Annotated in this window: 12 protein-coding genes; 5 read left to right on the top strand and 7 right to left on the bottom strand. The window is 73.2% G+C overall.

Annotated elements, in window-relative coordinates; genetic code table 11:
• Positions 1–108 precede the first annotated feature (108 nt).
• Positions 109–1,167, top strand: a complete 1,059-nt coding sequence (locus M3666_RS14070; protein ID WP_209685159.1) for a hypothetical protein — start codon at positions 109–111, stop codon at positions 1,165–1,167.
• Complete coding sequence (locus M3666_RS14065) at positions 1,164–2,369, top strand: glycosyltransferase (protein WP_251155543.1); 1,206 nt, start codon at positions 1,164–1,166, stop codon at positions 2,367–2,369. Before M3666_RS14070 ends, M3666_RS14065 begins: the two co-directional genes overlap by 4 nt.
• A 90-nt stretch (positions 2,370–2,459) precedes the next feature.
• Here M3666_RS14065 and M3666_RS14060 read toward each other — a convergent pair whose 3' ends face one another.
• Genes M3666_RS14060 through M3666_RS14050 form a run of 3 tightly spaced genes read right to left on the bottom strand, consistent with a single transcriptional unit; the run spans position 2,460 to position 5,237 of the window.
• Positions 2,460–3,767: a UDP-glucose/GDP-mannose dehydrogenase family protein gene (locus M3666_RS14060; protein ID WP_251155542.1), complete on the bottom strand. Its 1,308-nt coding sequence runs from the start codon at positions 3,765–3,767 to the stop codon at positions 2,460–2,462.
• A 53-nt stretch (positions 3,768–3,820) separates the two neighbouring features.
• The gene (locus M3666_RS14055; protein ID WP_251155541.1) at positions 3,821–4,369 is read right to left on the bottom strand and encodes a PH domain-containing protein; all 549 of its coding nucleotides are present in this window, start codon (positions 4,367–4,369) and stop codon (positions 3,821–3,823) included.
• Between the two features lie 4 nt (positions 4,370–4,373).
• The gene (locus M3666_RS14050) at positions 4,374–5,237 is read right to left on the bottom strand and encodes a biotin--[acetyl-CoA-carboxylase] ligase (protein ID WP_251155540.1); all 864 of its coding nucleotides are present in this window, start codon (positions 5,235–5,237) and stop codon (positions 4,374–4,376) included.
• 74 nt (positions 5,238–5,311) lie between these two features.
• Here M3666_RS14050 and M3666_RS14045 point away from each other — a divergent pair, with 74 nt between their 5' ends.
• Both M3666_RS14045 and M3666_RS14040 read left to right on the top strand, forming a co-directional pair.
• Positions 5,312–6,907: an acyl-CoA carboxylase subunit beta gene (locus M3666_RS14045; RefSeq protein ID WP_066655068.1), complete on the top strand. Its 1,596-nt coding sequence runs from the start codon at positions 5,312–5,314 to the stop codon at positions 6,905–6,907.
• Entirely contained in the window at positions 6,907–7,182 is a 276-nt protein-coding gene (locus M3666_RS14040) for an acyl-CoA carboxylase subunit epsilon (RefSeq protein ID WP_251155539.1), read from the top strand. Before M3666_RS14045 ends, M3666_RS14040 begins: the two co-directional genes overlap by 1 nt.
• A 471-nt stretch (positions 7,183–7,653) precedes the next feature.
• Here M3666_RS14040 and M3666_RS14035 read toward each other — a convergent pair whose 3' ends face one another.
• The 4 genes from M3666_RS14035 to M3666_RS14020 all read right to left on the bottom strand — a co-directional run bounded on the left by M3666_RS14035 (position 7,654) and on the right by M3666_RS14020 (position 12,102).
• Positions 7,654–8,700 carry a hypothetical protein gene (locus tag M3666_RS14035; RefSeq protein ID WP_251155538.1) on the bottom strand — a complete coding sequence of 349 codons (1,047 nt, stop codon included), beginning with the start codon at positions 8,698–8,700 and terminating at the stop codon, positions 7,654–7,656.
• On the bottom strand, positions 8,697–9,998 hold the full coding sequence (locus tag M3666_RS14030) for a sensor histidine kinase (protein ID WP_251155537.1): 1,302 nt from the start codon (positions 9,996–9,998) through the stop codon (positions 8,697–8,699). Before M3666_RS14030 ends, M3666_RS14035 begins: the two co-directional genes overlap by 4 nt.
• 5 nt (positions 9,999–10,003) lie before the next feature.
• Positions 10,004–10,720 (bottom strand): response regulator transcription factor, encoded by a 717-nt coding sequence (locus M3666_RS14025; protein WP_251155536.1) that lies wholly within the window; start codon positions 10,718–10,720, stop codon positions 10,004–10,006.
• Between the two features lie 122 nt (positions 10,721–10,842).
• Positions 10,843–12,102, bottom strand: coding sequence for a class I SAM-dependent RNA methyltransferase (locus tag M3666_RS14020; RefSeq protein WP_251155535.1), 1,260 nt, complete (start codon positions 12,100–12,102; stop codon positions 10,843–10,845).
• Between the two features lie 14 nt (positions 12,103–12,116).
• Between M3666_RS14020 and M3666_RS14015 the strand changes: the two genes are divergently transcribed.
• Entirely contained in the window at positions 12,117–12,926 is an 810-nt protein-coding gene (locus M3666_RS14015) for a nucleoside triphosphate pyrophosphatase (protein WP_251155534.1), read from the top strand.
• The last annotated feature ends 30 nt before the right edge of the window (positions 12,927–12,956 follow it).

The following is a 12,956-nucleotide window of genomic DNA, read 5'->3' as shown; positions in this document are numbered from 1 at the left end:
TGCACCTGTCTGTTCCACAACACCCTCCACGATGACGCCCCAGTCTAGGTGACGTGCTCTCGGGGTCCGGTTCGTCCGGGGCAGGGCCCTGCAGTAACATCCAGCGGGATGGCCACCACCTACAGCTTCTACGGCATTCTCGACGTCAACCTCCAGACCGAGCACCGGGGATGGCGACGCTACTTCGACAACGAGTACGCGCGCATCGCCCGGCCGAGTGCCGACGCCCCCGCCGCACCGCTCACGGTGGACGTCCGCATCGCCGACCGCGCACCGAGCCGTGAGCCCGGTGACGTCCGTGGCACCGAGCGCTTCAAGGGGCTCTTCAGGTTCTCGTACGTCATCCGGGGCCTGGACACCGACCACGTGACGATCTGGTTCCGCAGCCACTGGCTCGACCGGGTCTACATGAACGCCATCGGCGTCTACCTGCAGGCCCAGGTCCTCGAGCCGATCATCTACGCGAAGCTCCTCGAGCGCGACGTCCTGCTCATGCACGCCGGCGGTGTCGCGTCCGACACGAAGGGGTTCCTGCTCCCCGCGTACGGCGGGACCGGCAAGACGACGCTCAGCATGTCCCTGATGGCCGCCGGGTACAAGCTCCTCGGGGACGACCTGCAGTTCGTCGACCTGCGCCGCGGTGTGGTGCACCCGTACCCGCGCCCGCTCCACATCTTCACGTACAACGTGCAGAACCTCGTCGGCGCGAAGGTGCCGTTGAAGTACTCGTCGGCGGTCTACACGAAGAACGTCATCCGGTGGTTCCTCGAACGCCTCCTGCGCCGCGAGTTCCTCATCTCGACCCGGATCCACGCGGACGAGCTCTACCCGGGCGAGGTGTTCGCGGACTCGGTGCCGTACACGGCGATCGGCTTCCTGCGGAAGACCGGACCCGGTGTCGAGTCCGTCCGGATCACCGACGAGAACGTCGACGAGCTCGCCGACGGCATCGCCGCGTCGGCGGACCTCAACGACAGCCTGGCGTCGATCCTGGAGCGCGACCCGCGGCTGGCTCCGATGCTCGAGCGGGAGCACCGGGTCCTCGTCACGCTGCTGCGGCAGTTCGACCGGCTGCTCTACGTCAACACGCGACAGATGGACCTCTCGTCGCCGGACGAACTCGTCCGCGAGCTCGAGGCGGGCACGCTCCGGCCGTCGGACGCATGACCCGCACCGCCGGGTCTGCCCGGCCCCGCCTGCTCGTGCTCGCGTCCACCTTCCCCGCCCACCCGGACGACGGCGTCCCCGCCTTCGTGCTGGACCTGGCTCGCCAGGAGGCGGTCGAGTTCGACACCGCGGTGCTGACACCGCGGGTCGCCGGCGCCGCCCGCTCGGAGACGATCGACGGCGTCCGGGTGCGTCGGTTCGCCTACTTCCCGCGGCGCTTCGAGGACCTGGCCGACGGCGCGATCCTGGACAACCTCAAGGCCGACCGGAAGCGTCTGCTCCAGGTCCCGGCACTCCTCGCGGCACAGTTCCTCGCGGTGCGTCGGGCCGTCCGCGCCGCACGTCCCGACGTGATCCACGCGCACTGGGCGATCCCCCAGGGGCTCGTCGCGGCACTGGCGGCACCCGGGGTGCCCCTCGTCGTCACGACGCACGGCGGCGACGTCTACGCGCTCCGCGCCGCGCCGCTGGTCCGGCTGAAGCGCTGGGTGTTCGGGCGTTCGGCGCACGTCACCACCGTCAACGACGAGATGCGGGCCCGCCTGACGGAGTGGGGTGTCGACCCGGCGCGGTCGAGCGTCGTCCCGATGGGGGTCGACCTCGCGCCCACGATCGCGGCCAGGGAGACCACCGTCCGGCGACCCGGGCACGTGGTGGCCGTCGGCCGGCTGGTGGAGAAGAAGGGCTTCGGCAACCTCGTCGAGGCACTCCGCGGTCTCGAGGGCGTCGACTGGTCGCTGACCGTCGTCGGCGACGGCCCGTGGCGCGAGCGCCTCGAACGACAGGCCGCGGGGATGCCGGTCACCTTCCTCGGGCAGCGCGGCAAGCGCGAGGTGCTCGCCACCCTGGCGTCCGCCACCGTCGTGGCCCTGCCGTCCGTACCGGCCGCGAACGGGGACCAGGAAGGACTCCCGGTGACGCTCCTCGAGGCGGCGGCGGTCGGCGCGGCGATCGTGGCCAGCGACCTCCCCGGCATCCGGGACGTCGTCCGCGACGACGTCTCGGGCCTGCTCGTGGAGCCCGGCGACGTCGACGCGCTGCGCGCCGCCCTCGAGCGAGCGCTCACGGACGCCGACGCCCGGGAGCGCCACCAGGCCGGAGCGACCGCCGCTGCGGCCGAGTACGCGACCGAGCGCATCGGCTCCCGCTACCGGGACGTCCTCCGCGCGGCCGTCGAGCGCCGCACCCCGCTCCGGGGCTGAACGCTCCCGGCCGGGTCCGCCCGTCCGGAAACGACCGACGGCCGCTCCCGGTGCGGGGAACGGCCGCCCGTCGTCAGCGGGGTCGGACCGCTAGCGGCCCATGCCCCGGTAGGTGAAGCCGGCGGCGGTCCAGGCCTCGCGGTCGAGGCAGTTGCGCCCGTCGACCACGACCGGCGACGCGACGAGCGAGGCGACCTCGGCCGCGTCGAGCGCACGGAACACCGACCACTCGGTCAGCACGAGCACGATGTCCGCGCCGGTGACCGCCTCGGTCGGCGATCCGACGTACTCGAGCTCCGGGTGCAGCCGACGGGCGGTCTCGATCGCCTCCGGGTCGTACGCCGCCACCGACGCGCCGAGCTCGTGCAGGCGTGCCGCGATGTCGAGCGCCGGGGAGTCGCGTACGTCGTCCGAGTTCGGCTTGAAGGCCAGGCCCAGCACGGCGACGCGCTTCCCGGTGACCGTCCCACCGAGCATCTCCGTGGCGAGGTCGACCGCGTGCGCGCGTCGACGGAGGTTGGTGGCGTCCACGTCGGCCAGGAAGGCGAGGGACTCCCCCACGCCCAGCTCGTCGGCGCGGGCCTGGAACGCGCGGATGTCCTTCGGCAGGCAGCCGCCGCCGAAGCCGAGACCGGCGTTGAGGAACTTCCGACCGATCCGGTCGTCGTGCCCGATCGCGTCGGCGAGCGCCGTGACGTCGGCGCCGGCGACCTCGGCGATCTCGGCCATCGAGTTGATGAACGAGATCTTCGTCGCGAGGAACGCGTTCGCGCTGATCTTCACGAGCTCCGCCGTGGGCAGGTTCACCACGAGGCGGGGCGTCCCCGCGGCGAGCGCCTGCGCGTACACCTCGTCGAGGGCCGCGACGGCACGCTCGCCGGCCTCGCCCTCCGGGACGCCGTAGACGAAGCGGTCGGGCGAGATGGTGTCCTGCACGGCGAAGCCCTCGCGCAGGAACTCCGGGTTCCACACCAGGGTCGCACCGGGGACCGCCGCCTCGACCTCGGCGGCCAGACGCGCGGCGGTGCCGACCGGGACGGTCGACTTGCCCACGACGAACGCACCGGCCGACAGGTGCGGCGTGAGCGAGGCGACCGCGGCGTCGACGTACCGCATGTCCGCGGCACCGGTGGGACCCTGCGGGGTGCCGACCGCGAGGAAGTGCACGGCGGACCCGGCGACCTCGGCCATGTCGGTGGTGAAGCGGATGCGACCGGACGCCAGGGCCTCGGTCAGGATCTCGGGCAGCCCGGGCTCGAAGAAGGGGGCCTCGCCGGCGGCGAGACGCTCGATCTTGGTCGGGTCGACGTCGACCGCGACGACCTCGTGTCCGAGCTTGGCCATGGAAGCGGCGTGCACGGCACCGAGGTACCCGCAGCCGATGACGGAGATACGCACGGGACGACGCTACCGGGTAACGAGGAAGACTCCCACTCCGGGCGCTCGGCACCTCACCGACCGGGGTCGCCCCAGGCGGGTCGCGAGGGTCCCCCGACGATCTCGTCCCAGTCCGGCTCGCGGTGCCGTCGGCGGGCCTCGTGCGCCTCGACCAGGTCGTGCAGCACGGCCACCACGAGGTCGGCGTGCGGGACGTCGGCGAGCACCACGGGCGTGTCCTCGCCGGGGAAGACGAGCACGTCACCGGACCGCCACACCCCCTGCAGGCCGCGGCGCCGCACCGTGACGTCGTACCCGCGGGAGTGCAGGAGCTCGCGACGGGTCCGGGTGCCGAGACCACGGACCACCACGAGCCGCCGGGTCGTCACCACGTACCGCTCGGACATCCACCGCAGCAGCGGGACGAGGCCGCCGAGCACGACGAGCAGGACCGTCAGTCCGGCGACGACCGCGTTCAGCCACGCGAGCTGTGCGCGGAACACGCCGAAGCCGAAGCCCCCTGCCAGTGCGACGACCACGACGAAGACGGCCGGACGGACGAGTCGGCGCGCGTGCGGCCGCAGCCGCGCGACCACGCGTTCGGGCGGCGGCTCGGCGGTCATGCCGTCATGCATAGCGCAGGTGGGTGAGGTCCCCCACCGCGACGCCCCTGGTTCGGCCGTCCCGATCCCGGATCGTGATGCGACCGTCGTCGTCGATGCCGGTGGCGTCGACCTCGTCGACGGTGCCGTCGGGCAGTTCCAGACGGACCCGGCGACCGATCGTGCCGCACGCTGCGCGGACGAGTGACCGGACGGCTCCGGCGGCCGCACCCCCGTCCACCAGCGCACGGACCGCCTCCAGGACGGCCGTCGTCCAGGCGGACAGCACCGCGTCCGCCAGGCCGTCGGCGTCACCGGTCGCACCGGCGACCGCCAACGACGTCGCGGTGGGCGTCGGCAGGGCGTCCTCCGGGATCGTCAGGTTCACGCCGGCGCCGACGACGACGCTGCCGTCGGCGGCGACCTGGCAGAGGATGCCGCACACCTTGCGTCCGTCGACGAGCACGTCGTTCGGCCACTTCACCAGGACACGCGGCTCCGGCGCGGGCGTCGCGTCGTCGGCGTCGGCGGCCGGACGGGAGGCCCTGGTCGCCGCGTCGACGTCGCCCAGCACGGCGGACACCGCGTCGCGCATCGCGGCGCCGGCGACCAGGGGCAGCCACCCGCGGTCGCGGTCGGCCAGGTCGGCGCGGACGAGCAGGCTCACCGCGAGCGTCTGCCCGGTCGGCGCGCTCCACGACCGGTCGAGCCGCCCGCGCCCCGCCGTCTGGTCGAGCGTGACCACGGCGCTGCCGTGCGCCCGACCGGGAGCGACGTCCAGCAGGTCGGCGTTCGTGGAGCCGGTGCGCCCGACGGCGTCGAACACTCCACCGGCGGCCTGGACGACGGCACGGGCACGCGGCAGGACCGGCGGGACGGGTGTGGACATGCACGCAAATCTACGGGCAGGAACCGTGGGGGTCCTCCAACCGGCCCCGCCGTGGCCGCCGGTAGGGTGAGCGGGTGACCACAGGAGACACCCCCGACCTCTCGACCACGGCCGGTCGCCTCGCGGACCTGCGCGACCGCTACCACGAGGCCGTGACCGCCGCGGGCGAGGCCGCCATCGCGAAGCAGCACGCGAAGGGCAAGGGCACCGCCCGCGAGCGCATCGAGCAGCTCCTCGACGAGAACTCGTTCGTCGAGTTCGACGAGTTCGTGCGCCACCGCACGACGTCGTTCGGCATGGACGCCAAGCGCCCCTACGGCGACGCCGTCGTGACCGGCGTCGGCACGATCCACGGCCGCAACGTCGCGGTCTACGCGCAGGACTTCACGGTCTTCGGTGGCTCCCTCGGCGAGGTCGCCGGCGAGAAGATCGTCAAGGTGATGCAGCACGCGCTGAAGACGGGTGTGCCGATCATCGGCATCCTCGACTCCGGCGGCGCCCGGATCCAGGAGGGCGTCGTCGCCCTCGGCAAGTACGGCGAGATCTTCCGCCTGAACACCCAGGCCTCCGGGGTCATCCCGCAGATCTCCATCGTCATGGGGCCGGCAGCCGGTGGTGCGGTGTACTCCCCCGCGCTCACCGACTTCGTCATCATGGTGGACAAGACGAGCCACATGTTCGTCACCGGTCCGGACGTCATCAAGACCGTCACCGGCGAGGACGTCGGCTTCGAGGAGCTGGGCGGCGCACAGACGCACAACGCCGTCTCGGGCGTCGCGCACTACCTGGCCGAGGACGAGACCGACGCGCTCGACTACGCGCGCTCCCTCGTCGGCTTCCTGCCGGACAACAACCTGTCCGACCCGCCGGCCTACGACGTCGCCCCGGAACTCGAGACGACCGACGCCGACCACGAGCTCGACGTCGTCATCCCCGACTCGACGAACCAGCCGTACGACGTCACGACGATCGTCGAGCACATCGTCGACGACGGTGAGTTCCTCGAGGTCCAGCCGCTCTTCGCCCCGAACATCATGGTCGGCTTCGGCCGCGTCGAGGGCCGCACCGTCGGCATCATCGCGAACCAGCCGCAGGCGATGGCCGGGACGCTGAACATCGACGCCGGCGAGAAGGCAGCCCGCTTCGTCCGGTTCTGCGACGCGTTCGGCATCCCGATCCTGACCCTCGTCGACGTCCCCGGCTACCTGCCCGGCACCGACCAGGAGTGGACCGGCGTGATCCGCCGCGGCGCGAAGCTGCTGTACGCGTACGCCGAGGCCACCGTGCCGCTCGTCACCGTCATCACGCGGAAGGCCTACGGCGGCGCGTACATCGTGATGGGCTCGAAGCAGCTCGGTGCGGACATCAACCTGGCGTGGCCGACCGCCGAGATCGCGGTGATGGGCGGCCAGGGTGCGGTCAACATCCTGTACCGGGCCGAGATCAAGCGCGCGGAGGAGGCGGGCGAGGACGTCGCCGCGGTGCGCACCAGGCTCGCGAACGAGTACACCTACAACGTGGCGTCGCCGTACCTGGCGGCCGAGCGCGGCGAGCTCGACGGCATCATCCAGCCGCACGCGACCCGGGTCTCGGTGATCAAGGCGCTGCGGGCACTGCGCGGGAAGCGCGCGTCGCTGCCGCCGAAGAAGCACGGGAACATCCCGCTCTGATGGGACGACACGCAGCTCACCTCCCGGCGGACTCCCCGGTGCCGGGCGGCGCCGACACCACGGTCGGCGCCGACGTCCGGCTCGTCGCTGGCGACCCATCGCCGGAGGAACTGGCGGCCGTCGTCGCCGTGCTCCAGCGACAGGCCGACGAGGTCGCCGCCACCGGTCGCGCCGAGGTCACCGAGTCACCACGGACCGGGTGGGACGCGTCCGCCCGTGGCCTCCGCCGGCCGCTCGAGCACGGCTCCGGCGCCTGGGGCCGCTCGTTGCGCTGACCGACGGTCTGCCAGCGGCACGCCGCACGTCCAACCACGGACCCCCGCCGTTCCCCGGCGGGGGTCTTGCGCATCCGGGGGTACCGGCGGCACGATGTACCCCTGTCGCACCGCGCGACCCGGTCGTCGACCTCGGGTTGCGGGGTGCACTTCCCGGTCGGTCTCCCCTCGGCCGAGGGACACCTCGACCGCGGAACCACCGGGAGGGCGTGGTTTGTCCCCCATAATGACGACTGACACGGCTTCGGGCAGCGGGCATAGTTGTCTGTGTTCGGTGTCCTTCCCAGAAGAACATCGTTGGTCGGTGGCCGACTAGGGTACGACGCCTCCGACCAGCTGCGAGCCAGGGCGACATTCGGGTTGTCGCTCAGGCTCGGGTCGTGAACGGGCCGGCCCCTCGGGACCGGCCCGTTCCCCGTTCCCAGGGGTCTTCCGCGCGCGTCTCGCTGGACGGCGGCTGTCGGTGCTGCCTCAGACCGTCGCGCGGCGCGGGATCTCGGTCCAGAGCACCACCGAGTCGTCCTCGTCGCCGTCGTCGTCCGATCCGACGCCGAGCGCCGCGGACTCGCTCGCCGCGGTGTCCAGTCGCAGCCCGACGATGGTGACCGCCGCCTCCGACCCCTCGGCCACCGTCCGGACGATCACGTTGTCCGCCTCGCGGGCTCGGCGCAGCGCACCGGCGATCTCGGCGTGCACCCGGCGGAGCTCGTCGATCTCCAGGTCGTCGAGGCCGCCGTCGTCGTGCAGCTGCACCGTGGCCCCACGCCGCCGCAGGCGCATGACCTCGTCACGGACGTCGTCGGACAACAGCGACCGTCCGCGGATCTCGTCGCGGATCGCCTGCTCGAGGTGCAGGCACTCGGCCCGTTCGGCGTCGGTCAGGTCCCCGCCCCGGTCGATCACCTGCTGCAGCATCGGCAGCGCCATCCGGGTGGTCTGGCTCAGGCGGAACTGCCGCTCGAACACGTGGGCGTCCTGCGCGGCCTGCCAGTCCGCCGTCTCCTGCTCGGCACGGATGAAGTCGCGCGTGGTGCGGGTCGCCCGGTCCATCGCGACGGCGAAGCCGGTGGCGACGGCGACCCACGTCAGGTTGCCGACCAGTCCGAGCGCCCCGAAGGCCCCCGGTCCTGCCCAGACCACACCGAAGACCGTGACGAAGCCGACGCCGACCCACGCGAAGGCGCGGCGGCCCCGCACGACGAGCACGACCATGAGCGTGCCGACCGCGGCGACCCACCACGTGATCGAGTCGTCCTTCACCGTCAGGTCGACGACCGGGGCGGCGATGACCGGCATGACCAGCGCGGTGGCGAGCGAGAAGCACGCCGCCCAGACCGGGAGTGTCCGACCGGGCAGGAAGATCGCGACGGCGCTCGCGGCGGCGTAGAGCGCCATGCACGCGACCACCGGACCGACGTCACGGACGAACGGGAACGACGCCACGCCCAGCACGAGGTGGAAGACGGAGAACAGCGCGGCGAGCCCGATGGCGATCCTCGCCGGCAGGGACACCCTCATGCCGACACCTCCGGGTGCCACTCCAGGCGGACCCGCGTGCCCGCCCCGGGGTTGCTCGCGACCACCGCAGTGCCGCCCACGGCCTGCACCCGCTCGATGATCGAGCGGCGGACGCCGAGCCGCGCGGCAGGGACGGCAGCGAGGTCGAACCCGGCGCCGTCGTCACCGACCTCGACGTGCACGGCGCCACCACGCTGCTCGACACGGACCCAGCGCACGACCCCTGCCCCGCCGGCGTGCTGCACACTGTTGACGCACGCCTGCACCGCCGCGGACGCGAGCGCGTCCGCGATCGTCGCCGGGATGCGCAGCCCGCCGACCGGGGCGTCCCGCAGCCGGACGGGAGCGGCGAGCGCTCCGACGGCGTCGGTGATGCGGACACGGAGGTCGTGCACCGTCACGGGCGGGGCCTCCCCCGGCAGGTCGGCTGCAGCGGCGCCGAGGTGGTCGATGGCGTTGCGCGCCATGCGGGCGGCGAGGGCCTTCGCCTCGGGTGTGTCCGCGCGTGCGGCCGAGAGCAGCGTGGTCAGGACGCTGTCGTGGACGATCGCGTCGACCTGCACCCGCTCGACCTCGGTCGCGTGCTCGCGGATCGCGAGCGAGTAGCGCCGCACCGCGGTGGCCTGCGCCGCGTCCACCGCGGCGGCGGCCCGACGGAGGAGCACGGCGATGACGAGGACCGCTCCGCTGAGGAGCGCCGAGTACACGCCCTGGAGCACCGCGCTGGCCCCGGCGTCGCCACCGAGCGGCGTGAGGCGCACGACGACGTAGACGGCGGGGACGAGCGCGGTGTAGACGGTCGCGCGCCACGGGGCGAAGCCCATCGCCGCCGCCGTCGACCCCACGGTGAGGAACCACCACGGCCAGGGGTACTGACTGTCCGGGATCGGCTCGCGGACGGTGAGCGGCCACGTGACGAGCACGACGAGGAACAGCAGCGCGCACACGATCTGGGCGACCTGCGCGAACCGCTGCGCGAACGCGGACACCCCGACCGCCACGAACGACGCGCCGAGGACCGCCGCGGCGACCGGGCCCCACACGGGATCGAGCCACGGCAGCTGCCGCACGACGGCGGGCGCGTAGACCGCGCCGTACCCGACCGCGGCGACCGCGATGAGGATCGCGAAGAGTCGTTCGACCGATGCCTGCGTCAGCGCGGGTCGCACACCGCGCAGCGGGTCGACGCCGAACGGTGCCGCCTCGGTCGGCGCGACGTCGTCCGTCGCGGAGCCCGACCCGTCGGGCGCCCCGGCCGGGACACCTGCCGACCGTGCCGGTCCGGCCGTGGTGGCCATCGGGGTCAGCGGCCGTCGGCGTCGGGGTCGATGCCCGAGTCGAGCCCGGGCAGGATGCCGTCCTCGACCGCGCGGCGCAGCAGGTCGACCTTCGTCGGCGCCGGACGCCCCACCTCGACGTACTTCACACGGATGCGGTCGAGGTACTCGCGCGCCGTCGAGTACCCGATGCCGAGCTGCTGCGCCGCGAGCTTGAGCGGCAGCCCGGAGGCGTAGAGGTGCAGGATCTCGCGCTCGCGGCGTCCGAGCTGCGCCTTGGCGAAGTCGCGGTCGGCGTCGATGGCGCTCGCCCACTCGAGGTTGTTGAGCACGTCGCCGCGGGCGACGGTCGCCACGGCCGCCATCACGGTCTTGGTCGCGGACGACTTGGGGATGACGCCGGCCGCCCCTGCGGCCAGTGCCTCGCGCACGCTCGCGACGCGGTCGGCGATCGAGTGGACGAGCACCGCGGAGCCGGTGCCCTGCACACCCTTGACGTTCGCGGTCACGGTCGAGCCGTCGCCGAGCGACAGGTCGAGCACGACGACGTCGACCTCACGCCCGCCGAGCTGGGCCACGTACTCGGGCACGCTCGCGGCGGTGAGCACCACCTCGAACCCCTCGTTCTGGCACGCCGCCTGGATGCCGAGCCGCACGGACTCGTGGTCGTCGACGATCGCGACGCGGACGGGCCTGGTGGCCAGTCCGGTCGTCCCGCTGCTGGTGTTCGTGTCTGCTGCCACGGTGACCTCTCGTTCCGATGCGCGCCCGGCCCCTGTCGCCGGGAGCGATCACCGACCAAGGATACCCAGGTCGGACCCAGGCTCCGAGTTGTGGGACACCGCGTCACACTGCGGACCCGGGGTCAGGCGATCGGGACCAGCCGCGCGACCGCCTCGAGGTGGTGGGTGTGCGGGAACAGGTCGAACGCACGCAGCGCCTCGAGCCGGTACCCGAGGTCGGCGAAGGTCGCGACGTCGCGCGCCAGGGCGACCGGGTCGCAGGCGACGTAGACGACCTGCGCGGGCTGGAGCGCGGCGACCTGCACGACGACCTCGCGGCCCGCGCCGGACCGCGGCGGGTCGAGCACGACGGTGCCGGCGCGGAAGCGCTGCAGCTCCGGTCGGGACGCGTCGGCGGCCGTCCGGGCGAGCCAGCGGTCCACGCGGCCGGTCTCGGCACGCGCGCCGATCCACTCCGCCAGGTTCTCCTGCGCGTGCTCGGTGGCCCGGGCCGCGCTCTCGACGCTCGTGATGCGGGCCTTCGGGCCGACGACGTCGCCGAGTGCCGCCGCGAGCAGTCCGACGCCGCCGTAGAGGTCGAGGTGCTGCCCCTCCGGGTCGAGCCGGTCACGGTCGACCAGGTCCTGCACGGCCGCGGTGAGCACGGCCGGCGCCTGGCGGTGGACCTGCCAGAAGCCGTTGTCGTCGACGGTGAACGAACGCTCCCCCACGAGCTCGGTCACGACGGTGGGCTTCTGCTCGTCGATGACGAGCCGGGCCCCCTCGGCGCCGCTCGGCGCGAGGACGTCGACGACCGACGCGCCCGGCATCGCACCGCGCCCGAGCGGCGCACTCTCCTGCACGCGCGCGGAGGCGAGCGGGAGCGAGGCCACCGGCACCACCGTGTGGGAGCGCGAGGCGAACGGGCCCGCCGTGCCGTCCTCGTCGACGTGCAGCCGGACGCGCGTGCGCCAGCCGAGGCCGTTCGACTCCTCGTCGCCGGGGGCGGCCTCGACCATGACGTCGTGTCCGAGCACCTCGGTGAGTTCCGTTCGGGCGAACCGCGCGAAGGCGTCGACCAGGACGTCGTGCTTGAGGGTGCGCTGGTGCGGCAGGGCGATGTGCCCGAACTCCGCACCGCCGGCGCGCACGGCGGGGTCGCGGTCGAGGGCGGCCTCGGGCCAGACGTGGTCGACCCGGTGCTCGCTCGGCGACAGGACGGACACGGTGTCGGCACGCCAGAACGACTTCTTGCGGTCCTCGGTCACGCGCGCGACGACGCGCTCGCCCGGCACCGCGTCCGAGACGAAGACCACACGCCCCTCGTGCCGTGCCACCGAGATGCCGCCGTGGGCGATCCCGGTGACGTCGAGTTCGAGCAGCGTTCCGACGGATTCACCCATGGTTCGATGTTCCCATGCGTCTGTACCTCGCGAGTACCTCCCCCGCCCGCCGTGCGCTCCTGGCGCAGACCGGCATCGAGCCGGTGCTCGTCGCGCCGGGCGTGGACGAGGACGCCGCCGTCGTCGCCGCGCGGGCCGCGCTCGGCCGGGAGCTCACCGGTCCGGAGCTCGTCGGGCTCCTCGCGGTCGCCAAGGCGGACGCCGTCGCGGACGCCCGCGTCGCCGGGTCCGCCGTGGACGGCTTCGTGTTCGGCGGCGACTCCGCCTTCGAGGTGGACGGCGTCCTGCACGGCAAGCCCCACGACCCGGAGGTCGCGAAGGAGCGGTGGCGGCAGATGCTCGCCGCGGGCGGCGGCACCCTGTGGAGCGGCCACTGCGTCGTGGACCGGCGCCTCGACCGCGGTCTCGACACGGCCCCCGACGCGACCGGGGACCGGCCTGGAGGCGCGGAGGGGACCGGCACCGTGCCTCCCGTCCGACACGTGGACGCGGCAGACGGCGGGCCGCTGGGCATCGCGGGTCACCTCGGTGACGTCGCGCCGGGCGGGTCCACGCTGGTCACCGCCGGCGACCACGTCGTCGCCGTGGACAGCGCCGTGCTGACCTTCGCCGAGGACGTGTCGATCGAGGAGATCGACGCGTACGTCGCGACGGGCGAGCCCCTCGAGGTCGCGGGCGCCTTCACGATCGACGGACGGGCCGCGGCGTACATCACGCGCATCGACGGAGCACCGTCGGCCGTGGTCGGGCTGTCGCTGCCGGTCCTGCGGTCGATGCTGCTCCGTGGCTTCGGCGTCGCCTGGCACGATCTGTGGGCGCTGTAGACATCCACACTGCTGGACGCTGTTTCTTTG

Source organism: Curtobacterium sp. ODYSSEY 48 V2 (assembly GCF_023712625.1).
GTDB lineage: Bacteria > Actinomycetota > Actinomycetes > Actinomycetales > Microbacteriaceae > Curtobacterium.
This window is presented reverse-complemented; position numbering and strand designations above follow the sequence as displayed.

Excerpts from the sequence above, each read along its gene's own strand:
- M3666_RS14050 (WP_251155540.1), bottom strand. The coding sequence starts at position 5,237 with ATGTCCACACCCGTCCCGCCGGTCCTGCCGCGTGCCCGTGCCGTCGTC.
- M3666_RS14035 (WP_251155538.1), bottom strand. The coding sequence starts at position 8,700 with ATGAGGGTGTCCCTGCCGGCGAGGATCGCCATCGGGCTCGCCGCGCTG.
- M3666_RS14015 (WP_251155534.1), top strand. The coding sequence starts at position 12,117 with ATGCGTCTGTACCTCGCGAGTACCTCCCCCGCCCGCCGTGCGCTCCTG.
- M3666_RS14065 (WP_251155543.1), top strand. The coding sequence starts at position 1,164 with ATGACCCGCACCGCCGGGTCTGCCCGGCCCCGCCTGCTCGTGCTCGCG.
- M3666_RS14040 (WP_251155539.1), top strand. The coding sequence starts at position 6,907 with ATGGGACGACACGCAGCTCACCTCCCGGCGGACTCCCCGGTGCCGGGC.
- M3666_RS14070 (WP_209685159.1), top strand. The coding sequence starts at position 109 with ATGGCCACCACCTACAGCTTCTACGGCATTCTCGACGTCAACCTCCAG.
- M3666_RS14020 (WP_251155535.1), bottom strand. The coding sequence starts at position 12,102 with ATGGGTGAATCCGTCGGAACGCTGCTCGAACTCGACGTCACCGGGATC.
- M3666_RS14055 (WP_251155541.1), bottom strand. The coding sequence starts at position 4,369 with ATGACCGCCGAGCCGCCGCCCGAACGCGTGGTCGCGCGGCTGCGGCCG.
- M3666_RS14030 (WP_251155537.1), bottom strand. The coding sequence starts at position 9,998 with ATGGCCACCACGGCCGGACCGGCACGGTCGGCAGGTGTCCCGGCCGGG.